Origin of the sequence: Streptomyces litmocidini (genome assembly GCF_014649755.1) — a bacterium.
Classification (GTDB): domain Bacteria; phylum Actinomycetota; class Actinomycetes; order Streptomycetales; family Streptomycetaceae; genus Streptomyces; species Streptomyces litmocidini.
Genome location: NZ_BMTQ01000006.1, coordinates 75,609 through 98,929 on the forward strand (window position 1 = coordinate 75,609; position 23,321 = coordinate 98,929).

The 23,321-nt window shown below is 72.3% G+C and carries 26 protein-coding genes; 4 read left to right on the forward strand and 22 right to left on the reverse strand.

Features of this window, described 5'->3' with window-relative positions:
* Positions 1–8 precede the first annotated feature (8 nt).
* The gene (gene tsaB, locus IE180_RS15280; protein ID WP_190157434.1) at positions 9–665 is read right to left on the reverse strand and encodes a tRNA (adenosine(37)-N6)-threonylcarbamoyltransferase complex dimerization subunit type 1 TsaB; all 657 of its coding nucleotides are present in this window, start codon (positions 663–665) and stop codon (positions 9–11) included.
* A gap of 120 nt (positions 666–785) precedes the next feature.
* On the opposite strand from tsaB, the gene IE180_RS15285 reads away from it, so the two are divergent.
* Positions 786–1,328 carry a hypothetical protein gene (locus tag IE180_RS15285; RefSeq protein ID WP_190157692.1) on the forward strand — a complete coding sequence of 181 codons (543 nt, stop codon included), beginning with the start codon at positions 786–788 and terminating at the stop codon, positions 1,326–1,328.
* A gap of 169 nt (positions 1,329–1,497) precedes the next feature.
* Here IE180_RS15285 and IE180_RS15290 read toward each other — a convergent pair whose 3' ends face one another.
* The 9 genes from IE180_RS15290 to IE180_RS15330 form a co-directional block, all read right to left on the reverse strand.
* A complete protein-coding gene (locus tag IE180_RS15290; RefSeq protein WP_190157435.1) occupies positions 1,498–1,656 on the reverse strand; it encodes a hypothetical protein in 159 nt (52 codons plus the stop codon).
* A gap of 110 nt (positions 1,657–1,766) precedes the next feature.
* A complete protein-coding gene (gene tsaE / locus IE180_RS15295; RefSeq protein WP_190157436.1) occupies positions 1,767–2,309 on the reverse strand; it encodes a tRNA (adenosine(37)-N6)-threonylcarbamoyltransferase complex ATPase subunit type 1 TsaE in 543 nt (180 codons plus the stop codon).
* A gap of 10 nt (positions 2,310–2,319) precedes the next feature.
* On the reverse strand, positions 2,320–3,477 hold the full coding sequence (locus IE180_RS15300) for an alpha/beta fold hydrolase (RefSeq protein WP_190157437.1): 1,158 nt from the start codon (positions 3,475–3,477) through the stop codon (positions 2,320–2,322).
* 6 nt (positions 3,478–3,483) lie between these two features.
* A complete protein-coding gene (gene alr / locus IE180_RS15305; RefSeq protein ID WP_190157438.1) occupies positions 3,484–4,632 on the reverse strand; it encodes an alanine racemase in 1,149 nt (382 codons plus the stop codon).
* A gap of 20 nt (positions 4,633–4,652) precedes the next feature.
* Positions 4,653–5,546: a L,D-transpeptidase family protein gene (locus IE180_RS15310; RefSeq protein WP_190157693.1), complete on the reverse strand. Its 894-nt coding sequence runs from the start codon at positions 5,544–5,546 to the stop codon at positions 4,653–4,655.
* Positions 5,547–5,669: 123 nt separating this feature from the next.
* Positions 5,670–7,124 (reverse strand): NAD(P)H-hydrate dehydratase, encoded by a 1,455-nt coding sequence (locus IE180_RS15315; protein ID WP_190157439.1) that lies wholly within the window; start codon positions 7,122–7,124, stop codon positions 5,670–5,672.
* Positions 7,125–7,217: 93 nt separating this feature from the next.
* Entirely contained in the window at positions 7,218–7,586 is a 369-nt protein-coding gene (locus IE180_RS15320; protein ID WP_190157440.1) for a holo-ACP synthase, read from the reverse strand.
* A 7-nt stretch (positions 7,587–7,593) separates the two neighbouring features.
* On the reverse strand, positions 7,594–9,441 hold the full coding sequence (gene glmS / locus IE180_RS15325; protein WP_190157441.1) for a glutamine--fructose-6-phosphate transaminase (isomerizing): 1,848 nt from the start codon (positions 9,439–9,441) through the stop codon (positions 7,594–7,596).
* A 99-nt stretch (positions 9,442–9,540) separates the two neighbouring features.
* On the reverse strand, positions 9,541–10,305 hold the full coding sequence (locus IE180_RS15330) for a hypothetical protein (protein WP_190157442.1): 765 nt from the start codon (positions 10,303–10,305) through the stop codon (positions 9,541–9,543).
* A 174-nt stretch (positions 10,306–10,479) separates the two neighbouring features.
* Between IE180_RS15330 and coaA the strand changes: the two genes are divergently transcribed.
* Positions 10,480–11,547 carry a type I pantothenate kinase gene (gene coaA / locus IE180_RS15335; RefSeq protein WP_229860500.1) on the forward strand — a complete coding sequence of 356 codons (1,068 nt, stop codon included), beginning with the start codon at positions 10,480–10,482 and terminating at the stop codon, positions 11,545–11,547.
* A gap of 18 nt (positions 11,548–11,565) precedes the next feature.
* Positions 11,566–12,516 (forward strand): DUF389 domain-containing protein, encoded by a 951-nt coding sequence (locus IE180_RS15340; protein WP_190157443.1) that lies wholly within the window; start codon positions 11,566–11,568, stop codon positions 12,514–12,516.
* A gap of 85 nt (positions 12,517–12,601) precedes the next feature.
* Here the strand turns inward: IE180_RS15340 and glmM are convergent, their stop codons facing one another.
* From glmM to IE180_RS15360, 4 genes are all read right to left on the reverse strand, one after another.
* Entirely contained in the window at positions 12,602–13,960 is a 1,359-nt protein-coding gene (gene glmM / locus IE180_RS15345) for a phosphoglucosamine mutase (protein WP_190157444.1), read from the reverse strand.
* Positions 13,961–14,077: 117 nt separating this feature from the next.
* Positions 14,078–14,590 (reverse strand): 30S ribosomal protein S9, encoded by a 513-nt coding sequence (gene rpsI, locus IE180_RS15350; protein ID WP_015035601.1) that lies wholly within the window; start codon positions 14,588–14,590, stop codon positions 14,078–14,080.
* Between the two features lie 44 nt (positions 14,591–14,634).
* Positions 14,635–15,078, reverse strand: a complete 444-nt coding sequence (gene rplM / locus IE180_RS15355) for a 50S ribosomal protein L13 (protein WP_030687790.1) — start codon at positions 15,076–15,078, stop codon at positions 14,635–14,637.
* Positions 15,079–15,433: 355 nt separating this feature from the next.
* On the reverse strand, positions 15,434–17,065 hold the full coding sequence (locus tag IE180_RS15360; RefSeq protein ID WP_190157445.1) for an ABC-F family ATP-binding cassette domain-containing protein: 1,632 nt from the start codon (positions 17,063–17,065) through the stop codon (positions 15,434–15,436).
* A gap of 47 nt (positions 17,066–17,112) precedes the next feature.
* Here IE180_RS15360 and IE180_RS15365 point away from each other — a divergent pair, with 47 nt between their 5' ends.
* Positions 17,113–18,081, forward strand: a complete 969-nt coding sequence (locus tag IE180_RS15365) for a hypothetical protein (protein WP_190157446.1) — start codon at positions 17,113–17,115, stop codon at positions 18,079–18,081.
* Here the strand turns inward: IE180_RS15365 and truA are convergent.
* From truA to map, 8 genes are all read right to left on the reverse strand, one after another.
* A complete protein-coding gene (gene truA, locus IE180_RS15370; RefSeq protein ID WP_190157447.1) occupies positions 18,052–18,909 on the reverse strand; it encodes a tRNA pseudouridine(38-40) synthase TruA in 858 nt (285 codons plus the stop codon). The genes IE180_RS15365 and truA overlap by 30 nt on opposite strands.
* Before the next feature lie 93 nt (positions 18,910–19,002).
* Positions 19,003–19,473, reverse strand: coding sequence for a 50S ribosomal protein L17 (gene rplQ, locus IE180_RS15375; protein ID WP_123454693.1), 471 nt, complete (start codon positions 19,471–19,473; stop codon positions 19,003–19,005).
* A 147-nt stretch (positions 19,474–19,620) separates the two neighbouring features.
* A complete protein-coding gene (locus IE180_RS15380; protein ID WP_004946635.1) occupies positions 19,621–20,643 on the reverse strand; it encodes a DNA-directed RNA polymerase subunit alpha in 1,023 nt (340 codons plus the stop codon).
* 157 nt (positions 20,644–20,800) lie between these two features.
* On the reverse strand, positions 20,801–21,205 hold the full coding sequence (rpsK, locus tag IE180_RS15385) for a 30S ribosomal protein S11 (RefSeq protein WP_003956432.1): 405 nt from the start codon (positions 21,203–21,205) through the stop codon (positions 20,801–20,803).
* A 65-nt stretch (positions 21,206–21,270) separates the two neighbouring features.
* The gene (gene rpsM, locus IE180_RS15390; RefSeq protein WP_015035595.1) at positions 21,271–21,651 is read right to left on the reverse strand and encodes a 30S ribosomal protein S13; all 381 of its coding nucleotides are present in this window, start codon (positions 21,649–21,651) and stop codon (positions 21,271–21,273) included.
* A 191-nt stretch (positions 21,652–21,842) separates the two neighbouring features.
* Complete coding sequence (gene rpmJ, locus IE180_RS15395) at positions 21,843–21,956, reverse strand: 50S ribosomal protein L36 (RefSeq protein WP_003956441.1); 114 nt, start codon at positions 21,954–21,956, stop codon at positions 21,843–21,845.
* Between the two features lie 61 nt (positions 21,957–22,017).
* Positions 22,018–22,239 carry a translation initiation factor IF-1 gene (gene infA / locus IE180_RS15400; RefSeq protein WP_003956442.1) on the reverse strand — a complete coding sequence of 74 codons (222 nt, stop codon included), beginning with the start codon at positions 22,237–22,239 and terminating at the stop codon, positions 22,018–22,020.
* 183 nt (positions 22,240–22,422) lie between these two features.
* Positions 22,423–23,274, reverse strand: coding sequence for a type I methionyl aminopeptidase (gene map / locus IE180_RS15405; RefSeq protein WP_190157448.1), 852 nt, complete (start codon positions 23,272–23,274; stop codon positions 22,423–22,425).
* Positions 23,275–23,321: the final 47 nt, after the last annotated feature.

A 23,321-nucleotide genomic window follows, 5' to 3' on the forward strand; every position in this document is an offset into this window, starting at 1 on the left:
GGCGGCGCTCACTTGGGGGTGACCACCTTGTAGTTCTTCGGCACCTGCGCGTCGGGGCGCCGCAGGTACATCGGCAGCGGGTCGAGGAAGCCGTCCCCGCCCCCGGCCAGCCTCTCGGCCGCGAGCCCGGCGAGGGCGGCGGCCGACTGGTGCTCGGGGTCGCGGGCGTCCGGGAAGGCCTCGGGGTAGAGACGGGCGCCCGCGCCGACGACGGGGAGCCCGGCGAGCTCCCCGGCGACGTCGGCGGGACGGTCGACGGAGGCGTCGGTGGCGCGGGTGCGGAAGTCCTCGTACCGCGCCCAGTACACCTCCTTGCGGCGCGCGTCCGTCGCGACGGCGAAGGGCTCCTCGATCCCGGAGGCGTACGCGAGGCCGTCGAGGGTGCACAGGCCGTGCACGGGCACGCCGAGCGCCGACGAGAAGGCCGCGGCCGTGACGAGGCCGACCCGGAGGCCGGTGTACGGGCCGGGGCCGACGCCGACGACGATCCCGGTGACCGCGTCGAGCTTCAGCCCGGCCTCCGAGAGGACCCGGTCGACGGCGGGCAGCAGCAGCTCCCCGTGGCGGCGGGCGTCGACCTGACTCGACGAGGCGACGACGGCCTCTCCGTCGTGGAGGGCGACGGTGACGGCGGGGGTGGCGGTATCCATGGCGAGCAACAGCACGCGAACAGCCTACGGCTCCCGGGCACGCTGCCCCGAACCCCGGGGCGTCGGCTGCTACCGTCACCCTTCGATACGTACGTACGAGAGGTGGGCACGGTGGCAAGGAGCAGCTCGGGATTCGTGGCCGGGCTCACCGCGGCGGCCGTCGTCGCGGTCGGCGTCCTCGCCTACCAGGCCTCGGCGAACGCACCGGCCGATCTGTCGGCGAAGCCGCGGACGCCGGGCACGGCGGCCCCCTCGGTCGCGCCGAGCGGCGGCCCCGAGCAGCCGGCCAGGGACCCCCTCGCCGTCCCCGCCGGCTCGGGCAGCGGCGAGCGGGTGGTGTACTCGCTCGCCGACCGCCGGGTGTGGCTCGTGGACGAGAAGGGCCGGGTCACCCGCACGTTCAAGGTGTGGCCGAGCACGGTCGACCCGGTCCCCGGCGCGTACGCGGTGACCTCGCGCTCGGGCTCGGTGCGCGGTTCGGACGGCGTGCAGATCGAGCACGTGGTGCGGTTCGCGACGGCCCAGGACGTGGCGATCGGCTTCAGCGCGGCGGTCGACGGCTCGACGCCGTCCCCGGACCCGGCCCGGAAGACCGGCGGCATCCGGATGAAGCGGGCCGACGGCGACGTGATGTGGACGTTCGCGGTGATCGGCGCGAAGGTCGTCGTCGTCGCCTGACCCGCGCGCCCGGTCGACGCGCCCGAGCCGCCTCGGTCCGCGCGCCCGTGCGGCGCCCCGGCCGCCTCGGTCCGCGCGCCCGTGCGGCGCCCCGGCCGCCTCGGTCCACGCGCCCGTGCGGCATCCAGCCGCCTGACCCGCGCGTCCGGCCGTGAGGCGCGTCCGGGCTCTACGCCGCCTCGCCCCGCACGGTCTCGTCCCCGTCCTCCCCCTGCTCGGACGGCTCCGGCGGCGGGGTCGAGAGGGCCCGGGCGGCCGCGCAGGACGCGAGCAGCTCACTCATCGGGACGTGGTCCCGGGCGGTTTCCGCGCGTTCGGGCGTCGCCATGCATGCCTCCCGTAGGTTAGGTGCACCTAACCAGCTCGTGCATCCATGTGACCACGGCTCGTGGGACCCACGCAACACCTTCCCGACACGTTGTCGGAACCTCCGTGCGTTCAGACCAGCGCGAGGTCCTCCTCGGCCCAGCGCGCGCCGATCCCTCGCAGCACGACCGTGCGGCGGTCGTCGTCGGTGTCGCCGGTCACCCGGTGGATGAGGAGGTGCAGCCGGTCGTCGGTCAGCTCCTCGACCTTGCCGTCGCCCCACTCGACGACGACCACGGACTCGGGCAGCGAGACGTCCAGGTCGAGGTCCTCCATCTCGTCGAGCCCGCCGCCGAGGCGGTACGCGTCGACGTGGACCAGCGCCGGGCCGCCGACCAGGGACGGGTGGACGCGGGCGATGACGAAGGTCGGGGAGGTGACGGCGCCCCGCACCCCGAGCCCCTCGCCGAGGCCACGGGTCAGGGTCGTCTTCCCCGCGCCGAGCTCACCGGTGAGCATGACGAGGTCGCCGGGGCGGAGGATCTTCGCGAGCCGGCGGCCGAGCTCCTGCATCTGCTGCGGGGACTCGACGGAGAGGGTGGCGTCGGAGACGGGCCGGGAGGCCTCGGTGACGGACGGGTCGGCGCCGGAGACGGGCGGGTGCGCTGCTTCCATACCGGCAAATCTAGCTCGTGCGGAACGGCTCCCCGGCCGGGACGGCCCCGGCCCGCACCAGCAGGTCGGCCAGCCGGTCGGTGACCGCCTCCGGGTGCTCCAGCATCACCAGGTGGCCCGCGTCCGGGACGATGACGAGCTCCGCGTCCGGCAGCAGACCGGCGATGGCCTCGGTGTGCGAACTGGGGGTGACCAGGTCGTTGTCCCCGGCGAGCGCGAGCACCGGCAGCTCGCCGAAGACGGCGAGGGCGGCCGCCTTGTCGTGCTCGGCGAAGGCCGGGTAGAAGGCGGCGACCACGTCGATCGGGGTCGACTCGATCATCCGCTCCGCGAAGCGGGCGACCGCCGGATCCACGTCCTTCGACGCGAACGAGTACTTCTTGATCAGCCCCGCGAAGAGGTCGGCGGTCGCCCGGCGCCCGCGCTCGACCAGCTCCGCCTGGGAGCCGAGGGCCCGCAGGACGCCCGGCAGGATCCGCCGGACGGCGTTGACCCCGGCGAGCGGCAGCCCGTACGTGACCTCCGCCAGCTTCCCCGCCGAGGTGCCGACGAGGGCGACGCCGACGACCCGGTCGCGGATCAGCTCCGGGTACTGCTCGGCGAACGCCATCACCGTCATGCCGCCCATGGAGTGCCCGACGAGGACGAGCGGCCCCTCGGGCGCGGCGACGTCGAGGACGGCCCTGAGGTCGCGGCCGAGCCGGTCGATGGAGACGGGCGCCCCTTCGGGCCCGGCCTGGGAGTTCCCGGAGCGGCCGTGGCCGCGCTGGTCCCAGTGGACGGTGCGGACGAGCCCGCGCAGCGCGGCCCGCTGGAAGTGCCAGGAGTCCTGGTTGAGGCAGTAGCCGTGGCTGAAGACGACGGTGACGGGGGCGGGTTCCTTCCGCCCGAAGAGCCGTCGGCGGCGGGCGGGCGGGGTGTCCTCCTCGACCTCGTCCACCTCGTAGTACAGGACGGTCCCGTCGTCGGCGAGCGCCCGGCCGGGCGTGCCGCGCAGCCCGCCGTACGGGCCGGTGGCGTCCAGGGCGAGCCGCGCCTTCTGCCGTACGGAACGGCCGACGGTGAGCCGCTCGACGGCGACCCCGGCGGCCGCTCCCGCGGCGAGGACGCCTATCGCGGCCCCGGCGAACCCGGCGCGCCTCCAACTGCTCCCGCTCGACTCCGCCATGGCGGGCTACTCCCCCAGGTAGACCCGCGGGACGCGCGCCCCGATCCGGGTGACGATCTCGTACGCGATGGTGTCGGCGGCCACCGCCCAGTCCTCGGCGGTCGGCTCGCCCCGGTCGCCGGGGCCGAAGAGCACGGCCTCGGTGCCGGGCTCGGGGGCGTCCCCGTCGAGGTCGACCACGAACTGGTCCATGGCGACGCGCCCGGCCACCGTGCGGACCCGGTCGCCGACGAGGACCGGGCCGCGCCCGGAGGCGTGCCGGGGAACCCCGTCCGCGTACCCCAGCGGGACGAGTCCCAGGGTGGTCTCGCCCTCGGTGACGTAGTGGTGTCCGTAGCTCACCCCGTGCCCGGCGGGCACGTGCTTGACCAGCGCCACGCTCGCCTTGAGCGACATGACGGGCCGCAGGCCGAGCTCGGCGGAGGTGCCGAGCTCGGGGCTCGGCGAGACGCCGTACATCGCGATGCCGGGCCGGACCAGGTCGAAGTGGGACTCGGGCAGGGTGAGGGTGGCCGGGGAGTTCGCGATGTGCCGGACCTCGGGCCGGACGCCCGCCCGCTCGGCGTGGTCCAGCATCGAGCGGAAGACGTCGAGCTGGGCGGCGATGGAGGGGTGGTGCGGCTCGTCGGCGCAGGCGAAGTGCGACCAGAGACCGGTCACCTTCACGTGCCCGTCGGCCTCCGCCTTCAGGGCGGCCCCGACCAGCTCGGGCCAGTCGGCGGGCTGGCAGCCGTTGCGGCCGAGACCGGTGTCGGCCTTGAGCTGGATCCGGGCGGTCCTCCCGACCGCCCTGGCCGCCTCGACGACCTCGTCCAGGGCCCACGTGCCGCTGACGGACATGTCGAGGCCGGCCTCGATGCCCTGGTCCCAGGGGTCACCGGGGGTCCAGAGCCAGCACAGGACGGGCACGTCCGTGATCCCGGCGGCGCGCAGCGCGAGCGCCTCGTGCGGGGTGGCCGTGCCGAGCCAGTCCGCGCCCGCTTCCAGGGCGGCGCGGGCGCAGCGCAGGGCGCCGTGTCCGTACGCGTCGGCCTTGACCACGGCCATGATCCGGACGTGGGGGGCGACGCGGGCGCGCAGCGTGCGGACGTTCGCACGCAGCGCGCCGAGGTCGATCTCGGCGCGGGCCCTGGGGGGCGGAGGTGTCTCAGTCATCGCGCCCAGTCTCTCAGGTGTCAGTGCCCGGGCCGCTTTCCCCAGATGTAGACCCGGTCACCCTTACGGAGGACACCCCAGAGTCTCCGTGCGTCGGCGTGGCTCAGATTGACGCAGCCGCGGCTGCCGCCGGGCGTGGCGAGCTGCCCGTGGACGGCGTGGAAGGCCTGGCCCCCGCTGAAGAACTGGGCGTACGGCATGGGGGTGTCGTAGAGGGACGACCAGTGGTCCTTGTGGCGCCGGTAGACGGTGTGCCAGCCGGTGCGGGTGGCGTAACCGGGCCGCCCGGTCCGCACGTTGACGACCCGGTACGTCACCTTCTTCCCCTTTCGCACCCACATGAGCTGGCGGTCGAGGTCGACGCAGGCGACCGCGTACGCCTTCACGGGGCAGCGCCGGCCCGGGTCGAGGTTCTTCCGGGCGGCGAGCAGCTCGGCGCGGGCCCAGGTGACGGGCCCGGCGTACCCGGTGGCCGGCTTGATCTTCTCCTTCACCTGGAAGGCGCGGATCGCCCGGCAGTCGGCGGCGGACTGCTTCCCGTCGACCCGCAGTCCCAGCAGCCGCTCCACCCGCCGCTGGTGGGCGCCCGCCTTCGCGGTGCAGGCGGCGCCGACGGCGCTGCGCGGCAGGTACTCGACCAGCTCGTCGACCTCCTCCTCGGGCTCGGGCACGGGGACGTCGCCCTCCGGCCGGAGGGGCGGCGGCGCCTGATCGGGCGTGTCCATCGGATACTCGGCCGTCCCGCCCCCGACGACCCCGGGCACGAGCGGATCGGGACCGCCGGCGGGAGGGGCGACGAGGGCGGGGGCGTCAGGGCCAGGCGACGCGGCGGGGACGGGCGTCCCAGGGCCCGGCGACGCGGCGAGGGCGGCGGGGCCCAGCGCGAGGGAGGCGGCGAGGGCGAACGACGACAGCAAGGTACGACTTCTCCGGCGGGTCACCCCACCCACCCAAACCGCCCGCCGCCCCGGCAGCGCGCGGGAACCCACGGCCGGGTCAACGGTGTTCGGCCGAGTGGGGGGAGCCGGCGTCGTCCGCTACATCCCCGCCGTCACGTCCCGCCACGCCCCCCGCAGCGAGGCCGCCACCTCCGTGGCCGTCACCGGCGCGCCCCCCTCCGCCGCCCGCCGGGCGGCGAGACCGTGCAGATAGGCCGCGCAGGAGGCCGCGTCCAGGGCGGGAAGACCGGCCGCGAGGAGAGAACCGGCGAGGCCGGACAGGACGTCGCCGCTGCCCGCCGTCGCCAGCCAGGACGTCCCGGTCGGGTTCACCCGCACGGGTCCGGCCCCGTCCGCCCCGCACACCACCGTCGTCGACCCCTTCAGGAGGACCGTCGCCCCGAAGCGGCCCGCCAGTTCGCGCACCGCCGCGAGGCGCCCCGCCTCGACCTCCTCCCGCGCGACGCCGAGCAGCGCCGCCGCCTCGCCGGCGTGCGGGGTCAGCAGGGTCGGCGCCCTACGGGCCCGGACGGCGTCCGGCGCGAGCCCCCGCAGACCGTCCGCGTCGACGAGCACGGGCACGTCCGAGGCCAGGACCTCCTCGACGGCGACCCCGGCGCCCGGCCCCTCCCCGATGCCGGGCCCGACGACCCACGCCTGGACCCGCCCCGCCTTGTCGGGGGGACCGGGGTGCACCAGTGTCTCGGGGTGCGCGGCGATCACGGCGTCACCGGCGTGACCCACGTACCGCACCGCCCCCGCGCCGCCGCGCAGCGCGCCCGCCACGGCGAGCACGGCGGCGCCGGGGTAGCGGACGGAACCGGCGAGGACCCCGACGACGCCCCGCCGGTACTTGTCGCTCTCGGCGCCCGGCACCGGCAGCAGCCGCGCCAGGTCCTCGTGCTGGAGGGCCTCCAGGTCCGGCACGCCCGGCAGCACCTCACCGAGTCCGATGTCGACGAGCCGCAGGGCCCCCGCGCACTCCCTGGCCGGGTCGACGAGCAGCCCCGGCTTGTACGTCCCGAACGTGATCGTCGCGTCGGCCCGCAGCGCCTCGCCGCGGACCTCCCCGGTGTCGGCGTCGACGCCGCTCGGCAGGTCGACGGCGACGACGACGGCGTCCGAGCCGCGCGCGGCCCGGGCGACGGGCACGGCCTCGGGGCGCAGGCCGCCGCGCCCTCCGATGCCGGTGATGCCGTCGAGGACGAGGTCGGCGGCGGCGAGGGGCCCGAACGGCTCGTCGGCGACCCGTCCGCCGGCCGCCCGGAGCGCCGCGAGGCCGCCCTCGTGCGCCCGCTCCCCGAGCAGCACGGCCGTCACGCCGGCACCGCGCCGGGCGAGCCTGGCCCCGGCGTACAGGGCGTCGCCGCCGTTGTCGCCGCTGCCGACGAGCAGGACGACCCGGGCGCCGTACACGCGCCCCTTCCCGAGCAGCGAACAACAGGCGGCGGCGAGGCCGGCGGCGGCGCGCTGCATGAGGGCGCCGGGGGGCAGGCGCGCCATGAGTTCGGCCTCGGCGGCCCGGACGGTCTCCACGCGGTAAGCGGTACGCATGCCCAGCAGTCTGCCCGCCGCCCGGCCGATCGTCCCGTCGGCCGACGCGCCGCCCGCGCGGGCCCGCGCCCCGGACGGCCCCCGGCCCGGGGGTCAGCCCTCGGCGATGACCACCGCCGACGCCACCCCCGCGTCATGGCTCAACGACACGTGCCAGTGCCGGACTCCCAGCTCCGCCGCCCGCGCCGCCACCGTCCCCCGTACCCGCAGCCGCGGCTGCCCGCTGCCCTCGACGTACACCTCGGCGTCCGTCCAGTGCAGCCCGCCCGGCGCGCCGAGCGCCTTCGCGAGGGCCTCCTTCGCGGCGAAGCGCACCGCGAGCGAGGCGGGTCCGCGCCGTTCGCCGCTCGGGAGGAGCACCTCGCGCTCGACGAAGAGGCGCTGGAGCAGCCCCGGTGTCCGCTCGATGGACGCGGCGAAACGGTCGATCTCCGCCACGTCGATCCCCACCCCAATGATCATTTACCACTCACTCCACGGTCACTGATTTGGCCAGGTTGCGCGGCTGGTCGACCTCGTTGCCCCGCGCGGTGGCGAGCTCGCAGGCGAAGACCTGGAGCGGCACGGTGGCGACCAGCGGCTGGAGCAGCGTAGGCGTGGCGGGGATGCGGACGAGGTGGTCGGCGTACGGGACGACGGCCTCGTCGCCCTCCTCCGCGATGACGATGGTCCGCGCTCCACGGGCCCGGATCTCCTGGATGTTGGAGACGATCTTGTCGTGGAGGACGGAGCGGCCGCGCGGCGAGGGCACGACCACGACGACCGGCAGGCCTTCCTCGATGAGCGCGATCGGTCCGTGCTTGAGCTCGCCGGCCGCGAAGCCCTCGGCGTGCATGTACGCGAGCTCCTTGAGCTTGAGCGCGCCTTCCAGGGCCACCGGGTGGCCGACGTGCCGGCCGAGGAAGAGGACGGTGTCCTTGTCGGCGAGGGTCCGGGCGAGGGCCCGTACCGGTTCCATGGTCTCCAGGACGCGCTCGACGTCGTCGCCGATGCGGGCGAGGTCGCGGACGACGGCGTTGATCTCGTCGCCCCACTGGGTGCCGCGCACCTGGCCGAGGTAGAGGGCGAGCAGGTAACAGGCCACCAGCTGCGTGAGGAAGGCCTTCGTCGAGGCGACGGCGACCTCGGGCCCGGCGTGGGTGTAGAGGACGGCGTCCGACTCCCGGGGGATGGTCGAGCCGTTCGTGTTGCACACGGCGAGCACCTTCGCGCCCTGCTCCCGGGCGTGCCGGAGCGCCATGAGGGTGTCCATGGTCTCGCCGGACTGGGAGATCGCGATGACGAGGGTGCGCCGGTTCAGGATCGGGTCGCGGTAGCGGAACTCGCTGGCGAGTTCGACCTCGCAGGGGATGCGGGTCCAGTGCTCGATGGCGTACTTGGCGATGAGTCCGGCGTGGAAGGCGGTGCCGCAGGCGACGACGACGACCTTGTCGGCCTCGCGGAGCACGGTGGCGGGGATCCGCAGCTCGTCGAGGGTGAGCCGGCCGGCCGCGTCGATCCGTCCGAGGAGGGTGTCGGCGACGGCCTTGGGCTGCTCGGCGATCTCCTTGAGCATGAAGGAGGCGTAGCCGCCCTTCTCCGCGGCGGAGGCGTCCCAGTCGACGTGGTAGGCCCGGACGTCGGCGGGCCCGCCGTCGAAGTCGGTGACGGTGACGCCGTCCCTGGTCAGCTCGACGACCTGGTCCTGCCCGAGCTCGATGGCGGAGCGGGTGTGGGCGATGAACGCGGACACGTCGGAGGCGAGGAAGTTCTCGCCCTCCCCCACGCCGACGACGAGCGGCGAGTTCCGGCGGGCGCCGACGACGACGTCGGGCTGGTCGGCGTGGACGGCGACGAGGGTGAAGGCCCCGTCGAGGCGGCGGCAGACGAGCCGCATGGCCTCGGCGAGGTCGCCGACGGAGGAGAACTCCTCGGCGAGGAGGTGGGCGACGGTCTCGGTGTCGGTCTCGGAGAGCAGCGTGTGGCCGCGCTCGACGAGCTCCTCCCGGAGGGCGGCGAAGTTCTCGATGATGCCGTTGTGGACGACGGCGACGCGCCCGGCGTTGTCGAGGTGCGGGTGCGCGTTGGCGTCGGTGGGCCCGCCGTGGGTGGCCCAGCGGGTGTGCCCGATGCCGACGGAGCCGCCGGGCAGCGGCCGGTCGACGAGTTCCTTCTCCAGGTTGACGAGCTTGCCCGCCTTCTTGGCCGCGGCGATCCCCCCGTCGGAGAGCACCGCGACCCCGGCCGAGTCGTAGCCCCGGTATTCGAGCCGCTTGAGGCCCGTGACCACCACATCAAGCGCCGACTGCCCGCCGACGTAACCCACGATTCCGCACATGACGGCAGGCTACGCCGGAACCCCTCCCACCGACCGGAGTCGACGCGGGGCGCGCCCCGCCCGTGTCACGGGGGGCGCGGCGGAGGGTGCGGGCCGGGGTCAGCCGAGCTTGGCGGCCTGCGCGTCGATCACGGCCGTCGGCAGCTCCCGGACCCCGCCGGGGGCGAAGCTGACGGTCGAGAACGACGCGAGGGTGTTGCCCTTGCGGAAGACGACGAGCTTGCTCGTGAACGGCTCGCCCTCCAGGTCGGAGGTGACGGTGAAGGCGACCGCCTCGTCACCGGCGGTCACGCTCGCCGGGGCGACCTTGCTGACCTTGGTCTTCTCCGCGCCGTGGACGACGTCGAAGCCGTCGGCGCACTCGGTGCCGGCCTTCTTCACGGAGGCGAAGGCGTCCTGGGCGCCCCGGCCGTCGTACGAACCGAGCGTCAGGGCGGTCATCTGGACGCCGAGCCCCCCGAGGAGCGCGTCCTTCGGCGAGGCCGTCGCGTCCTTCCTGGGCTCGGCGAGCACCTTGCGCTCGGCGGACGCGGCGGGCGAGCCGGGCGAGATGAAGGACATGGCGTGGGCGATCGGCGTGCAGGCGGGCTTGCCGGCGGTGACCCCGTCCGCCGTGACGACGTCCTCGGCCCCGGCCTTCTGCACCTGGTAGCCCTCCAGGTCGCCCTTCTCGACGATCAGCTCGTCCAGCTCGGCGGCGGACAGCGCCCTGGCGGCGGGCGCGGCGGTGGCGGAGGCGCTCGGCGCGGAGTCCTCGCCGCCCTTGCCCGGGTCGCTCTTCTCCCCGCCCCCGCACGCCGTGACGAGCAGCGCGAGGGAGACGGCGGTGGTGGCGACGGCGGTGCTTCTGACGAACGTACGCATGCGCGTGGTGCTCTCTGTTCTCTTCGTGCCGCCCCGGGCGGCTCCCCCCGCGTGAAGGATCGGGAGTCCACGCGGCATCAGCATGATCGCTCCGGGGCGAGGGTCCGACAACGGCTTTTGCGGCGTGACCGACCCCACGACCCACGGAGCCCGCCGACCCCCGACAATGGCGGGGTGATCACTTCGCCGCCACGAAGCGCCAGCGGGGACGGCCCCGACGCAGACCCCGGCAGCGGTGCCGGGACCGGAGAGGGCGCCGGCCACGGGAGCCCCCGGAACGGGACCGGGCACCGCCGGCCGTCCGAGGCGACCCCGTACGTCGACCTCACCCGGGCCGAGTGGAGCGCCCTGCGCGACAAGACGCCGCTCCCGCTGACCGCCGACGAGGTCGAGCGGCTCCGCGGCCTCGGGGACGTCATCGACCTCGACGAGGTGCGGGACGTCTACCTCCCGCTGTCCCGGCTGCTCAACCTGTACGTGCAGGCCACCAGCGGCCTCCGGGGCGCGCTGAACACCTTCCTCGGCGAGAGCGCCGAGCAGCGCGGCACCCCCTTCGTCATAGGGGTCGCCGGTTCGGTGGCGGTCGGCAAGTCCACGGTCTCCCGGCTGTTGCAGGCGCTGCTGGCCCGCTGGCCGGAGCACCCGCGCGTGGAGCTGGTGACCACGGACGCCTTCCTCTACCCGATGGAGGAGCTGAAGGCGCGCGGTCTGATGTCCCGCAAGGGTTTCCCCGAGTCGTACGACCGCCGGGCGCTGACCCGTTTCGTCGCGGACGTCAAGGCGGGCAAGGAGGAGGTCTCGGCCCCGGTCTATTCGCACCTGATCTACGACCGCGTGCCCGGCGAGCGGCTCGTGGTGCGCCGCCCGGACGTCCTCATCGTGGAGGGGCTGAACGTCCTCCAGCCGGCCCTGCCCGGCAAGGACGGCCGCACCCGGGTGGGCCTCGCCGACTACTTCGACTTCTCGGTGTACGTGGACGCCCGTCCGGAGGACATCGAGCGCTGGTACCTGAACCGCTTCCGGAAGCTGCGCGACACCGCCTTCCAGGACCCGTCCTCGTACTTCCGGCGCTGGACGCAGGTCTCCGAGGAGGAGGCCTTCGACTACGCCCGTACGATGTGGCGGACCATCAACAAGGTGAACCTGCTGGAGAACGTGGCCCCGACCCGCGGCCGGGCGACCCTCGTCGTCCGCAAGGGCCCCGACCACAAGGTCCAGCGGTTGAGCCTGCGGAAGCTCTGACCTCCGTACGCTCTCCCCATGCTGCATCTGAGGATGATCGTCCCGCCCGACCGCACCTCCGCCGCGGTCCGGTTGATCGAGTCGACCGTCGGCACCACCCATCTGGTGGTGCTGCCCGGAGCCGCCCGGAACCCCTCGGGCGATCTGGTCCTGTGCGACGCGGCCCGCGAGGCGGGGGACGAGCTGCTGCACGGGCTGCGGGAACTGGGGATCGACCGGGACGGTTCGATCGCGGTGGAGAACATCGACCTGTCGATGTCCGCGCGGGCCGACACGGCCGAGGAGGAGGCCCCGGGCGAGGGCGCGGACGCCGTCATCTGGGAGCAGCTGGCGGAGGCGACCCACGAGGACTCGACGCTCTCCTTCACGTACTTCTCCTTCATGGGCCTGGCGACGATGATCGCGGCCTGCGGTGTCGTCCTGGACAACGCGATCCTGATCGTGGGCGCCATGGCGGTCGGCCCGGAGTTCGGCCCGCTCGCCGGAGTGTGCACGGCGATCGTGCAACGGGCGCCGAGACTGGCGGCGCGCTCGCTGGTGGCGCTCCTCGTCGGCTTCGCGTCGGCGATCCTGGCGACCACCCTGTTCAGCCTGCTCATGGACTGGATGGACCTGTTCAGCCAGTCCATGCTCGACGCGCAGCGGCCGCAGACCAGCTTCATCTGGCAGCCGGACCCGTTCTCCTTCGTGGTGGCGCTCCTCGCGGGCGCCGCCGGCACGCTCTCGCTGACCTCGTCCAAGTCGGGCGCCATGGTGGGGGTGGCGATCTCGGTGACGACGGTCCCGGCGGCGGCGAACGCGGCGGTGGCGCTCAGCTACGGCGAGGTCGGACAGATGTGGGGGTCGATCCAGCAGCTGCTGCTCAACCTGCTGGGGATCATCCTGGCGGGGACGGCGACCCTGTCCCTCCAGAAGAGGCTGTGGCGGACCCAGCGCGGCCGTCTGAGGCGCCACCTGCGCAGGGGCTGACCCCGGCCCGGAGCGAAGAGGCCCCGCCGTACCGGAGTCCGGTGCGACGGGGCCTCCCCGTGTGCATGACGGTGCCTCAGGAAGGCTAGCCCAGGGCGGACTTCACGACGTCCGCGAGGCGCTGCGCGACCGCGCGGGCCTGCTCGATGTCGGCGGCCTCGACCATGACGCGGACCAGCGGTTCGGTGCCGGAGGAGCGCAGCAGGACGCGGCCGGTGGAGCCGAGCTCGCGCTCGGCCTCGATGACGGCCGCGGCGAGCTCGCCGGAGGTGGTCACGCGGGACTTGTCGACGTCCTTGACGTTGATGAGGATCTGCGGGAGCCGCTCCATGACGCCGGCGAGGTCCGCGAGCGACTTGCCGGTGGCGGCGACGCGGGCGGCCAGCATCAGACCGGTGAGGGTGCCGTCGCCGGTGGTGGCGTGGTCGAGCACGATGACGTGTCCCGACTGCTCGCCGCCGAGCGCGTAGCCGTTCTCCTTCATGGACTCCAGGACGTAGCGGTCGCCGACCGCGGTCTGGACGAGGTTCAGGCCCTCGCGCTCCATGGCGAGCTTGAAGCCCAGGTTGGACATGACGGTGGCGACGACGGTGTCACCGCGCAGGGTGCCGGCCTCGCGCATGGCGAGGGCGAGCACGGCGAGGATCTGGTCGCCGTCGACCTCGTTGCCGGCGGCGTCGACGGCGAGGCAGCGGTCGGCGTCGCCGTCGTGGGCGATGCCCAGGTCGGCGCCGTGCTCGACGACGGCGGCCTTGAGCAGGTCCAGGTGGGTGGAGCCGCAGCCGTCGTTGATGTTGAGGCCGTCCGGCTCGGCACCGATGGTGACGACCTCGGCGCCGGCGCGGGAGAAGGCCTCGGGCGAGACGCGGGCGGCGGCGCCGTGGGCCTCGTCGAGGACGATCTTGAGGCCGTCGAGGCGGTTGGGGAGGACGGCGATGAGGTGGGAGACGTACGTCTCGAAGCCCTCGCCGACGTCGCGCACGCGGCCGACGCCGGCACCGGTCGGACGCTCCCACGGGGCGCCGGTGCGGTGCTCCTCGTACACGGCCTCGATCTTGTCCTCCAGCTCGTCGGCGAGCTTGTGGCCGCCGCGGGCGAAGAACTTGATGCCGTTGTCGGGCATGGCGTTGTGGCTGGCGGAGAGCATCACGCCGAGGTCGGCGCCGAGGACGCCGGTGAGGTGGGCCACGGCCGGGGTGGGCAGGACGCCGACGCGCAGCACGTCGACGCCGGCGCTGGCGAGGCCCGCGACGACGGCCGCTTCGAGGAACTCTCCGGAGGCGCGCGGGTCCCGCCCGACCACGGCGGTCGGCCGGTGGCCCTCGAAGGTGCCCGCCTCGGCGAGCACGTGCGCGGCCGCGACCGACAGGCCGAGCGCCAGCTCCGCCGTCAGGTCCGCGTTGGCGACGCCGCGTACGCCGTCCGTGCCGAAGAGTCGTCCCACAGCTGTCCTCCGAAAATACGTGCCCAAGCGAAAGAGAAAGAGGTTATGAAAAAACGTACGCCCCGACGGCACGGGCAGTGCCGCCGGGGCGTACGAAAGCAGACCGAGCAGGCGTGATTAGCGCTTGCTGTACTGCGGAGCCTTGCGGGCCTTCTTGAGACCGGCCTTCTTCCGCTCGACCGCGCGGTCGTCACGGGAGAGGAAGCCGGCCTTCTTCAGCGCCGGGCGGTTGTTCTCGACGTCCGCCTCGTTCAGCGCACGGGCCACGCCGAGGCGCAGGGCGCCGGCCTGGCCGGAGACACCGCCACCCGCGATGCGGGCGATGACGTCGTAGCGGTTGTCGAGCTCGAGCACCTTGAAGGGCTCGTTGACTTCCTGCTGGTGCACCTTGTTGGGGAAGTAGTCCTCAAGGGTGCGACCGTTGATCTTCCACTTGCCGGTGCCCGGAACGATCCGGACGCGGGCGATGGCGTTCTTGCGACGGCCCAGGCCGGCGGCCGGCTGCGGGTCGCCGAAGCGGGACGCGAGCGACTCGGAGGTGTACTCACCCTCGACGAGCTCGGTCTCGGTGGTGTACTCCTCGACGCCCTCGAACTCGTCGACGGGGGTCTCGGGGGTGGTCTCGGCCACGATTCTCCTCAGATTTCTTTCGTTCTTAGGGGGTGTGGCCGGAACTACTGCGCGACCTGGGTGATCTCGAACGGGACCGGCTGCTGGGCAGCGTGCGGGTGGTTCTCGCCCGCGTAGACCTTCAGCTTCGAGAGCATCTGACGGCCCAGGGAGTTCTTGGGGATCATGCCCTTGATGGCCTTCTCGACGGCCTTCTCGGGGTTCTTGGCGAGCAGCTCGTCGTAGCGGACGGAGCGCAGACCACCCGGGAAGCCGGAGTGGCGGTAGGCCATCTTCTGGGTCTTCTTGTTGCCGGACAGGTGGACCTTGTCAGCGTTGATGATGATGACGAAGTCGCCCATGTCCATGTGCGGGGCGTAGACGGGCTTGTGCTTGCCTCGCAGGAGGTTCGCAGCCGTCGTCGCCAGACGGCCCAGGACGATGTCCTGCGCGTCGATGATGTGCCACTGGCGAGTGACATCGCCGGGCTTGGGGCTGTACGTACGCACTTCGTAGCCTTCGCTTCTTCAGTGGATGGAGTCCAGACACACCTGAAGCGATCATGCAGCTGGGGCCTGCACTGCCGGGACACCGCCCGTATGCGAGCCACTGGTAACTGCTCCAGGGAACTTGCGTAAGGGCCCTTCGCGTGAGAACGACGAAGCCACTACGCATAACAAACCGCAACAGTACCCGCGCCACCCCGGACGGGTCAAAACGGGTGGTGACCCGGCCGTGGGCGATCATTCCGCAGGGCGGGGGCCCCTGCTCGGGCGAGGGCGAGGGCTCGGAGGAGGGCGAGGGCTCGGGGGGCGGGCACGGCCCCGGACGCGCCTCCCGTGCCGGGGCCCGCCCCACGACCGCCTACCGGACCCTGTCCACCCGCCGCTCGTCCCACACGGGTTCGGCGGTCTCCCGTACGACCCCGTCCGAACCGAAGACCAGGTACCGGTCGAAGGACTTCGCGAACCACCGGTCGTGGGTGACGGCCAGCACCGTCCCCTCGTACGACTCCAGACCGTCCTGGAGCGCCTCCGCCGACTCCAGGTCCAGGTTGTCCGTCGGCTCGTCGAGGAGCAGCGCCGTCGTGCCCGCCAGTTCGAGCAGCAGGATCTGGAACCGCGCCTGCTGCCCGCCCGACAGCTTGTCGAACGACTGGTCCCCCTGCCGCTCCAGCTCGTACCGCCGCAGCATCGACATCGCCGCGCCCCGGTCCTTGGCGTGCTCGGTCCACAGGATGTCGACGAGCGGCCGTCCGGTCAGCTCCGGGTGCGCGTGGGTCTGCGCGAAGTGTCCCGGCACGACCCGGGCGCCGAGCTTCCACGTACCCGTGTGGGCGACCGACGGGTCCCCCGCGAGCAGCCGCAGGAAGTGGGACTTCCCGGAGCCGTTCGAACCGAGGACCGCGACCCGCTCCCCGTAGAAGATCTCCAGCGAGAAGGGCTTCATCAGACCGGTCAGCTCAAGGTTCTCGCAGGTCACGGCCCGCACCCCGGTCCGCCCGCCGCGCAGCCGCATCCGGATGTCCTGCTCGCGCGGCGGCTCCGGCGGCGGCCCCGCCTCCTCGAACTTCTTCAGCCGGGTCTGCGCGGCGGCGTACCGGGAGGCCATCTCGTGGCTGACCGCGGCCGCCTGCCGCAGGGTGACCACCAGCTTCTTCAGCTGCGCGTGCTTCTCGTCCCAGCGCCGCTTCAGTTCCTCGAAGCGGGCGAAGCGCTCCCGCCGGGCCTCGTGGAAGGTGTCGAAGCCGCCGCCGTGCACCCAGACGTCCGATCCGGCCGGGCCCGGCTCGACCGCGATGATCTTCTGGGCGGCCCGGGAGAGCAGCTCCCGGTCGTGGGAGATGAAGAGGACGGTCTTGCGGGTCTCCCGCAGCCGCTCCTCCAGCCACCGCTTGCCCGGCACGTCGAGGTAGTTGTCCGGCTCGTCGAGGAGCAGCACCTCGTCGGGGCCGCGCAGCAGCGACTCCAGGACGAGCCGCTTCTGCTCGCCGCCGGAGAGCGTCCCGGCCTCCCGGAACTGCGCCTTCTCGTAGGGGACGCCGAGCGCGGCCACGGTGCAGATGTCCCAGAGGGTCTCGGCCTCGTAGCCCTGCACCTCGGCCCAGTCGCTGAGGGCCTGCGCGTACTTCATCTGCGCGGCCTCGTCGTCGACCGTCATGATCAGGTGCTCGGCCTCGTCGACGGCCTTCGCGGCCTCCCGGATCCGGGGCTGGGCCACGGAGACGAGCAGGTCGCGGACGGTGGACCCGTCCCGTACGGAGCCGACGAACTGCGGCATCACGCCGAGGCCGCCGCTGACCTTGACCGTGCCGCCGTGCGGCTGGAGCTCTCCGGCGATCATCCGGAGCAGTGTGGTCTTGCCGGCGCCGTTGGCCCCGACGAGGGCGACGACGGCGCCCTCCCCGACCCGGAAGGAGGCGTCCCCGAGCAGGACCCTCCCGTCGGGAAGGTAGTACTCCAGATGCGCGGCCTCGACGTGTCCCATGGGATGCATTGTCACCGCCCGCCGGGGCCCGACCCAACCGGTTTAGGATGCGCGGCATGAGCTTTGGGGGACCGCAGTGGCCGCAGGAGCCGCAGCAACAGGGGCAGCAGGGGTACGGACAGCAGCCCGGGTACGGGTACCCGCCGCGGCAGGGAGACGGGCAGCAGTCGGGCTACGGGTATCCGCCGCCCCGGCAGCCGGACCCGTTCCCCGGCGCGCAGGGCAGCGGTGACACCCCCGACTGGGGCGCCCTGGCCGACGCCTCGGCCTCGCGGGGCCGACGCAAGCGCCTCCTGCTGATCGCCGGCGGGGTCCTGGCCACGGTGGCCGTGGGCGCGATCGTGGCGACCGCCGTCGTGAGCACCAACAAGAAGAACGACGAGGCCAAGAACGGCCCGGTGTCCACCGGCACGGTCTCCCCCACCGACGCGCCGACCCCCGAGCCGACCTTCTCGTCGGTGGCGCCGCCGCCCCCGCCGAACCCGAAGGACTACATCTCGGACCCGAAGAAGGACAGGGCCCCGCTCACCGCCGAGGGCCTCTTCCCGGGCAGGAAGATGAGCATGAACGGCCGCGCGTACAAGAAGGGCGCGACCTCCGCCACGACGAACTGCGCGGCCGTCACGCAGGGCGGCCTCGGCGGCGTCCTGCAGCGGAACGGCTGCCAGCGGATGCTCCGCGCGACCTACGTGAAGGACGGCGTGGCGATCACCGTCGGCGTCGCCGTCTTCCCGTCCGAGGCGGCGGCCCAGAAGGCGAAGGACCAGGCCACCGGTGGCGTCGCGCCCCTGACGGGGGCGGGCGTGGGTGATTTCTGCCACGCCACGGTCTGCCTGCGCCGCTCGAACGCGATCGGCCGGTACGCGTACTTCACCCAGGGCGGCTTCGCCGACGGCAAGAAGGTCACCAAGGCCGACGCGCCCGTCTTCCGGGCCAGCGACGACCTCGGCACCTTCGCCTTCAACCAGATCTACGCCCGGGGCCGCGCCCAGGCCTCAGCAGCAGCCGGCACTCCCGGGGAGTGACCGCCTGTTGCGGGCCTCCCGGCTGCGGGCGGCCAGCAGGGCGTCCTCCGGGTAGCCGACCTCTTCGAGGGTGAGGCCGTGCGGCCGCACGACGTGCACGGCCGAGTCGCGGACCCCGGCGGCGAGCACCTTGCCGGGCCAGTCGACCGGCCGGTGGCCGTCGCCGACGAAGAGCAGGGCGCCGACGAGCGAGCGGACCATGTTGTGGCAGAAGGCGTCCGCCTTGACGGTCGCCTCCAGGATCCCGTCCTCGCGCCGCTCCCAGCGCAGCACCTGGAGCGTGCGGATGGTGGTGGCGCCCTCGCGCTTCTTGCAGTACGCCGCGAAGTCGTGCTCGCCGACGAGCGCGGTGGCGGCCTCGTTCATGGCGTCCACGTCGAGGGCCCAGTCGTGCCACAGCACGTGCCCGCGGAGCAGCGGGTCGACGCCGCCGGGGTTGTCGGTGACGCGGTAGGCGTAGCGGCGCCAGACGGCGGAGAACCGGGCGTTGAAGCCCGCGGGGGCCTCTTCCACGCGCCACACCCGCACATCGTGGGAGAGCCGTCCCGCGAGCCGCCGGAGCAGCTTGTCGCGGTGCTCGGCCCACACCTCCGCGGGCAGGTCGACATGGGCGACCTGGCCGCGCGCGTGCACGCCGGCGTCGGTCCGGCCGGCGACGGTCAGCTCGTAGGTCTCCCCGGACCGGGTCACGGTCCGCAGGGCGTCCTCGATCTCTCCCTGCACGGTCCGCTGCCCCTGGGCCTGCTTGGCCCACCCGGAGAAGTCCTTGCCGTCGTACGAGAGGTCCAGCCGAACCCGTACGAAACCGTCCTGCACGTCATCGCTCACCCGGAGATCCTCTCAAACGCGCGCCGGACGCACGGGAACGGGCCCGCACCCCAGGGGGTACGGGCCCGCTCACGAGAAACGTGGGCAGAACGCTTACGCGTCCTTCGCCTCGTCCTCGGTCGCCTCGACGGCGGCGGCCTCGTCGGCCTCCTTGACGGCGCGCTTGGTGGCGGCCTCGGCCTCGGCGACGGTCGCCTTCTTGGCGATCTCGCCCTCGACCAGCTCGATCACGGCCATCGGGGCGTTGTCGCCACGACGGTTGCCGATCTTGGTGATGCGGGTGTAGCCACCCGGGCGCTCCGAGTAGCGCGGGGCGATCTCGGTGAAGAGCGTGTGGACGACGCCCTTGTCCGTGATCGACTGCAGCACCAGGCGACGGTTGTGGATGTCGCCCTTCTTCGCCTTGGTGATCAGGCGCTCGGCGACCGGACGCAGGCGACGGGCCTTGGCCTCGGTCGTGGTGATGCGGCCGTGCTCGAAGAGCGACTTCGCCAGGTTGGCGAGGAGCAGCTTCTCGTGCGCGGCGGAACCGCCGAGGCGGGCACCCTTCGCGGGACGCGGCATGGTGTTTCTCCTTGTGATCTGCACCGGCCGTATGAGGTACCGGTGTCAGTGTCCGAGCGGGCGGTCACCCGTCGGAGACCCCGCGCCCCGGAAAGGGGCGCGGGGAACTGCGCGACCGGCCGGAACCGGTCCGCAGCAAGACTGCGACTAGTACTGCTCGGTCTCGACGAAACCGGCGTCCGCGTCGTCGTCGGCGCCGAAGGCGTCGGCGGCGGCGGTCGGGTCGAATCCGGGCGGGCTGTCCTTGAGCGCGAGGCCCATGCCGGCCAGCTTCGCCTTGACCTCGTCGATCGACTTCGCACCGAAGTTGCGGATGTCGAGCAGGTCGGCCTCGGAGCGGGCGACGAGCTCACCCACGGAGTGGATGCCCTCGCGCTTGAGGCAGTTGTACGAACGAACGGTGAGCTCGAGCTCCTCGATCGGCAGCGCCAGGTCGGCGGCCAGGGCGGCGTCCGTCGGGGACGGGCCCATGTCGATGCCCTCGGCGTCGATGTTGAGCTCGCGCGCCAGACCGAACAGTTCGACCAGGGTCTTGCCGGCGGACGCCATGGCGTCGCGCGGGCGCATGGCCTGCTTGGTCTCGACGTCGACGATGAGCTTGTCGAAGTCGGTGCGCTGCTCGACTCGGGTCGCCTCGACCTTGTAGGTGACCTTGAGGACCGGCGAGTAGATCGAGTCGACCGGGATGCGGCCGATCTCCTGGCCGACCTGCTTGTTCTGGACGGCGGAGACGTAGCCGCGACCGCGCTCGACGGTCAGCTCCATCTCCAGCTTGCCCTTGGCGTTCAGGGTCGCCAGAACGAGGTCGGGGTTGTGCACCTCGACACCGGCCGGGGGCGCGATGTCGGCGGCGGTGACCAGACCCGGGCCCTGCTTGCGCAGGTACATCACGACCGGCTCGTCGTGCTCCGAGGAGACGACCAGCTGCTTGATGTTCAGGATGAGGTCGGTGACGTCCTCCTTGACGCCCGGCACGGTGGTGAACTCGTGCAGGACGCCGTCGATGCGGATGCTGGTGACGGCGGCACCCGGGATCGAGGAGAGGAGGGTACGGCGGAGGGAGTTGCCGAGGGTGTAGCCGAAGCCCGGCTCCAGCGGCTCGATGACGAACCGGGAGCGGAACTCGTCGACGACCTCTTCGGTCAGCGACGGACGCTGAGCGATAAGCATGTCTGTGTTTCCTTCAGTCGTGGACGCCCACTATTTGACGCCCGACAGACACCGGGCGGCGGCCCGATGGTTCTACTGCGCGTACTGCAAGGGTACGGGCGGTACGCCCCACAAGGGGACGCACCGCCCGAAAGGTCCTGCTCAAGCAGCCCGTGCGTCAGACGCGGCGGCGCTTGGGGGGACGGCAGCCGTTGTGCGGCGTGGGGGTGACGTCCTGGATCGAACCGACCTCGAGGCCCGTGGCCTGGAGGGAGCGGATCGCGGTCTCACGGCCGGAGCCGGGACCCTTGACGAAGACGTCGACCTTGCGCATGCCGTGCTCCTGCGCGCGGCGGGCGGCCGACTCGGCGGCCATCTGCGCGGCGAAGGGGGTGGACTTGCGCGAGCCCTTGAAGCCGACGTGGCCGGCGGAGGCCCAGGAGATCACGTTGCCCGAGGGGTCCGTGATCGAGACGATCGTGTTGTTGAACGTGCTCTTGATGTGCGCGTGGCCGTGAGCGACGTTCTTCTTTTCCTTGCGGCGCACCTTCTTGGCGGCACCCTGACGACCCTTGGGGGGCATCTATAACTCCTACGGGAGGTGGTCGGTCCTACAGCGAAGACCGCTTGGTAAGCGTCCGCTGAGGACTACTTCTTGCCCGGCTTCTTCTTGCCGGCGATGGCGCGACGCGGGCCCTTGCGGGTACGGGCGTTCGTGCTGGTGCGCTGACCGCGGACGGGCAGGCCACGACGGTGACGCAGGCCCTGGTAGCAGCCGATCTCGACCTTGCGGCGGATGTCGGCGGCGATCTCGCGGCGGAGGTCACCCTCGGTCTGGAGGTTGGCGTCCACGTACTCGCGGATCTTGACGAGGTCTTCCTCGGCAAGGTCGCGGACACGGGTGGACGGGTTCACGCCGGTCGCGGCGAGAATCTCCTCGGACCGGGTGCGCCCGATGCCGAAGACGTAGGTGAGTGCGACCACCACACGCTTTTCGCGCGGGATGTCAACACCGGAAACGCGTGCCATTCAATGGCTCCTGTGTTCTCGGGGGTCTGCTGCAGAACCGTTCCCGGCTGCCGTATGAGGTACAGGTCGGGTCCCCGGCCCCCGCCGGAGGTGCCGTCAACCGTGCGGACACGGCCCGACGGGCTCTGCGTATGTACGTGTTGCTATGCGTCGCGCGAAGAACTGCGAAGTTGCAGGTCGGTCGGCGTGCGTCAGCCCTGGCGCTGCTTGTGGCGCAGGTTGTCGCAGATGACCATGACCCGGCCGTGACGGCGGATCACCTTGCACTTGTCGCAGATCTTCTTGACGCTCGGCTTGACCTTCATGGGATGTGAGGTTCTCCGGGTCAGTGCCACCACCCGCGCGGAAGGCGGGTGCGGGCAAGATCTACTTGTACCGGTAGACGATCCGGCCACGCGTCAGGTCGTAGGGAGAGAGCTCCACGACGACCCGGTCGTCCGGGAGGATTCGGATGTAGTGCATCCGCATCTTGCCGGAGATGTGCGCGAGGACCTTGTGACCGTTCTGGAGCTCCACCTTGAACATGGCGTTCGGGAGGGACTCGATCACGGTGCCCTCGATTTCGATGGCACCTTGCTTCTTGGCCACGCTTCGCCTTTCGAATCGGCTACCTTGATCGACTCTCGCCGCCGTGTGCAGGCACACGGGTACACGAGAGCCGACGCATCAGTCTACGTCAGGCCCCAGGAAAAAACGAATCGAGAAGTCTGCCCACGGTGGAAGATCCCTATTCCTGCCGCCGTCGTGCTCCCGGCGCGGCCGGCCGGACCCCTACGCCAACGGGTCCGGCGCCGCCGTCACGCCCAGCTCGGCGAGCTTCGCCTTGCCGCCGTCCACCGCCGTGAGGACCAGCGGGCCCTCCTCCGTCAGGGCGATGGAGTGCTCCCAGTGGGAGGACCAGGTGCCGTCGGTCGTGATGACCGTCCAGTCGTCCTCCAGGACCTCCGTGTGCGGGGTGCCCAGGGAGACCATCGGCTCGATCGCCAGGCAGAGGCCGGGGACCAGCTTCGGGCCCTTGCCGCGCTTGCGGGAGACGTAGTTCAGCAGGTGCGGGTCCATGTGCATCTCGGTGCCGATGCCGTGGCCGCCGTAGTCCTCGATGATGCCGTAGCGGCCCAGGCTGTGGTCGCCCACGGCCGGCCGCGGCTGCCGCTTGATGTACGTCTCGATCGCCCGGGAGATGTCCACCAGCCGGTTGCCGGGCCTCATCGCCGCGATGCCCGCCCACATCGACTCCTCGGTCACCCGGGAGAGCTCGATCAGCTCCGGGGCGTGACCGGTGCCGACGAAGGCGGTGTACGCCGCGTCGCCGTGCCAGCCGTCCACGATCGCGCCGCAGTCGATCGAGATGATGTCGCCGTCCTTGAGGACGGTCTTCTCGTCGGGGATGCCGTGGACGACGACCTCGTTCACCGAGGTGCAGATCGTCGCGGGGAAGCCGCCGTACCCGAGGAAGTTCGACTTCGCCCCGTGGTCGGCGATGACCTTCCGCGCGACCTCGTCGAGGTCCTTCGTCGTGGCGCCCGGCACGGCCGCCTCCCGGGTCGCCGCGTGGATGGCGGCGACGACCAGCCCCGCCTCGCGCATCTTCGCGATCTGCTCGGGGGTCTTGATCTGCACCATCGTGGCCGCGGCCTTTCCATCGAGTACGGGGAACAGAACAACGATAC

Bases quoted from the DNA above. Each gene is read 5' to 3' on its own strand.
- IE180_RS15290 (WP_190157435.1), bottom strand. From the start codon at position 1,656: ATGGCGACGCCCGAACGCGCGGAAACCGCCCGGGACCACGTCCCGATG.
- tsaE (WP_190157436.1), bottom strand. From the start codon at position 2,309: ATGGAAGCAGCGCACCCGCCCGTCTCCGGCGCCGACCCGTCCGTCACC.
- IE180_RS15300 (WP_190157437.1), bottom strand. From the start codon at position 3,477: ATGGCGGAGTCGAGCGGGAGCAGTTGGAGGCGCGCCGGGTTCGCCGGG.
- alr (WP_190157438.1), bottom strand. From the start codon at position 4,632: ATGACTGAGACACCTCCGCCCCCCAGGGCCCGCGCCGAGATCGACCTC.
- IE180_RS15315 (WP_190157439.1), bottom strand. From the start codon at position 7,124: ATGCGTACCGCTTACCGCGTGGAGACCGTCCGGGCCGCCGAGGCCGAA.
- IE180_RS15320 (WP_190157440.1), bottom strand. From the start codon at position 7,586: ATGATCATTGGGGTGGGGATCGACGTGGCGGAGATCGACCGTTTCGCC.
- glmS (WP_190157441.1), bottom strand. From the start codon at position 9,441: ATGTGCGGAATCGTGGGTTACGTCGGCGGGCAGTCGGCGCTTGATGTG.
- IE180_RS15330 (WP_190157442.1), bottom strand. From the start codon at position 10,305: ATGCGTACGTTCGTCAGAAGCACCGCCGTCGCCACCACCGCCGTCTCC.
- IE180_RS15340 (WP_190157443.1), top strand. From the start codon at position 11,566: ATGCTGCATCTGAGGATGATCGTCCCGCCCGACCGCACCTCCGCCGCG.
- IE180_RS15360 (WP_190157445.1), bottom strand. From the start codon at position 17,065: ATGCATCCCATGGGACACGTCGAGGCCGCGCATCTGGAGTACTACCTT.
- IE180_RS15365 (WP_190157446.1), top strand. From the start codon at position 17,113: ATGAGCTTTGGGGGACCGCAGTGGCCGCAGGAGCCGCAGCAACAGGGG.
- rplQ (WP_123454693.1), bottom strand. From the start codon at position 19,473: ATGCCGCGTCCCGCGAAGGGTGCCCGCCTCGGCGGTTCCGCCGCGCAC.
- IE180_RS15380 (WP_004946635.1), bottom strand. From the start codon at position 20,643: ATGCTTATCGCTCAGCGTCCGTCGCTGACCGAAGAGGTCGTCGACGAG.
- rpsK (WP_003956432.1), bottom strand. From the start codon at position 21,205: ATGCCCCCCAAGGGTCGTCAGGGTGCCGCCAAGAAGGTGCGCCGCAAG.
- rpsM (WP_015035595.1), bottom strand. From the start codon at position 21,651: ATGGCACGCGTTTCCGGTGTTGACATCCCGCGCGAAAAGCGTGTGGTG.
- rpmJ (WP_003956441.1), bottom strand. From the start codon at position 21,956: ATGAAGGTCAAGCCGAGCGTCAAGAAGATCTGCGACAAGTGCAAGGTG.
- map (WP_190157448.1), bottom strand. From the start codon at position 23,274: ATGGTGCAGATCAAGACCCCCGAGCAGATCGCGAAGATGCGCGAGGCG.